We start from the raw sequence: 2,245 nt of genomic DNA, 5'->3' as shown, positions 1-2,245 counted from the left end.
AAATCTGCACCTCCACCGGGGTGTCGGAGGGAGGCGTAGCGCGGCGCCGCGTGCGGTTTGCCCGCAACTCGCCCATCCAGCCCAGCGCCGGCTTGTAACGATGCTGTTTCGAGACAGCCTCTCAGAAAGGACTCCAGCGGCGCTAGGTCCGATGTCCGCTTCCCGCCCGAAGTGGACGCTCGCGGCTTGGGCCTCGCGGCCTGCCGACCAAGTTCGGTTGCGCACCGCTATCGCGCGACTCAGCGCCCGCAACGCCGCCATTGCAAGAGTCTAAGAAAAATGTCCTAATTCCGGATGGTGCGCCAGCCTGCGGGCAAGCACAGGGCCGCACCCCGCTCTTTGACCCCGCGAATCCGGCCCCCCCTCCAAGCCACTCCGCGGCACGACAAGGCAATTTGTCCGAAACCCTCGCGCCGCTTGCCCTGAACACCGGCAACGTACATATCTCTGTACGGAGGCGCCCATGGCCGCGATCAACTACACCGAGTTCCGCCAGAACCTCGCCAGCCACATGGACGCGGTCGTCGAAAGCCGCGCCCCCCTGCTCGTCACCCGCCAGGGCGACAAGGGCAATGTCGTGCTCATGTCCGAAGCCGAGTTCGAAGGCTGGCGTGAGACCGTCCATCTCCTCTCCAGCCCGCGCAACGCAGCCCGCCTGCTCCAGGCGATCCGCGATGCCGATGCCGGCGCCACCGCTGAACACGCGCTGGTCGAGCCGCCGGCGCGGTGAAGCTGCTCTTCACGCCGGGTGCGTGGGACGACTATCAGCACTGGGTTGCAAGCGACTCCGATACCCTGCGCCGCCTGAACGACCTGATCCGGGATGTGCTGCGCTCGTCCTTCAAGGGTCTCGGCAAGCCCGAGCCCCTGAAGGGTGACCTGTCCGGCTGGTGGTCACGCCGGATCACGGCCGAGCATCGCCTCGTCTATCGCGTCGTCGGGCGCGAGGCCGAGCAGCGCGTCGAGATCGTCGCCTGCCGCTATCGCTACTGACGCCGCACGCCAGAAAACTCAGGTCGGCGGCGCGACGCCGTCCTTCTCCACGCTCACCCGCACCGCCGTCAGCGCGCCATCCGCGCCGCGCGTCGCCAGCACGAACACCGCCGCCCCTTCGCGCAGATCCGCGCGCGTCGCCGGCACCGGCCGCACCAGCGCGGTTTGTGCATCCACCCGCACCGGCACGCTGCGGCCATTGATGGTCAGGGTCAGCTCATGCCCAGCGGCGCGCTCCATCACCGCGGCCACCGCGCCGTTGTTCATGGAACTGCCGGGCGTCAGGTCCCATTCGGACTGGAACTGCCGCGTGGCGGTCGCCGGCAGCAGGGTCACGGCCACCGCGCGCAGCCCGTCGCCCGCCGGCTCCGCCACCACGCCGAGATTCGTCCCCGGCACCAGCTCCGCCAGCGTCGCGCGCCGCAGCGCGGAAACCGGCGCGGTCTCCGGCAGCGTCACCGCGGCGGTGCCACCGTCGCGCGTCGCCACCGTCAGCACGCCATCGGCGAAGCCCAGGATGCGGCCGCGCAGGCGCAGCGCCGGCGCGCCCTGCGCTCCCGCCCGACCCGCCGCCAGTGCGGCAAAACCCGCCGCGAGCACCGCGCGGCGCATGACCTTCGGCATGACGTTGACCCCTTTGGGAGCGTCGAGCCTATCACGCTCGTTCCGCAACCAAGCCACGAAGTGCGAAGGTGGCGAAGTCTTAAAGCGGCGCAGCCACGCTCATCCGACCGCTTCGGCCTCCACCTCGAACACGAAGCGCGGGTCGGCCAGCCCCGCCACCAGCAGCAGCGTGCTGGTCGGCGCCAGCGTCCCCAAAAATTTTTCGCGCTCCGCCCGCCAGACCGGGATCAGCGCCCGGTCCGTCAGGAACACGCCCAGCTTCACGATGTTGGCCGGCCCCATGCCATGCGCCGCGAGAATCGCGCCGAGATTGGCGATCGCCTGGCGGATCTGGTCTTCCCCCGCCGGCAGCACCGTCCCATCCGGCGCCACCCCGATCTGCCCCGAGATCACCAGCCGCCGCCCCGGCCCCTCCACCAGCGCGGCGTGGGAATAGCGCGAGCCCGGCGCATGCACGCCAGCAGGGTTCGCAAAGGTCACGGGCATCCCCTCAACTCCTCGGCAGATCTTCGCGCTGGATGCCGCCGGGCGCGCCGAGCGGCGGCGGCGCCCCGCCCCCCCCCCCCCACACGCCCCGCGCCCGCCCGGTCGTGATCTCCAAAAACCCCTTCAGCACCACCAACGCCGC

At 70.4% G+C, this 2,245-nt stretch carries 4 protein-coding genes; 2 read left to right on the top strand and 2 right to left on the bottom strand.

All coding sequences use genetic code 11. The features are described from left to right. The first annotated feature begins 463 nt into the window (after positions 1-463). The gene (locus AC1MIR_RS09120; protein WP_480027855.1) at positions 464-730 is read left to right on the top strand and encodes a type II toxin-antitoxin system Phd/YefM family antitoxin; all 267 of its coding nucleotides are present in this window, start codon (positions 464-466) and stop codon (positions 728-730) included. Then, on the top strand, positions 727-993 hold the full coding sequence (locus AC1MIR_RS09115; protein WP_480027854.1) for a Txe/YoeB family addiction module toxin: 267 nt from the start codon (positions 727-729) through the stop codon (positions 991-993). The genes AC1MIR_RS09120 and AC1MIR_RS09115 overlap by 4 nt, the downstream gene beginning before the upstream one ends. 18 nt (positions 994-1,011) lie before the next feature. On the opposite strand, the gene AC1MIR_RS09110 is transcribed toward AC1MIR_RS09115, so the two are convergent. Further along, entirely contained in the window at positions 1,012-1,617 is a 606-nt protein-coding gene (locus tag AC1MIR_RS09110; protein ID WP_480027853.1) for a hypothetical protein, read from the bottom strand. Between the two features lie 99 nt (positions 1,618-1,716). Continuing rightward, positions 1,717-2,103 carry a RidA family protein gene (locus tag AC1MIR_RS09105; RefSeq protein ID WP_480027852.1) on the bottom strand — a complete coding sequence of 129 codons (387 nt, stop codon included), beginning with the start codon at positions 2,101-2,103 and terminating at the stop codon, positions 1,717-1,719. Positions 2,104-2,245: the final 142 nt, after the last annotated feature.

Source organism: Falsiroseomonas sp. RANM36, from assembly GCF_056682175.1.
The sequence above is the reverse complement of the archived record's forward strand: the minus strand, read 5'-3'. Positions and strand labels throughout refer to the sequence as shown.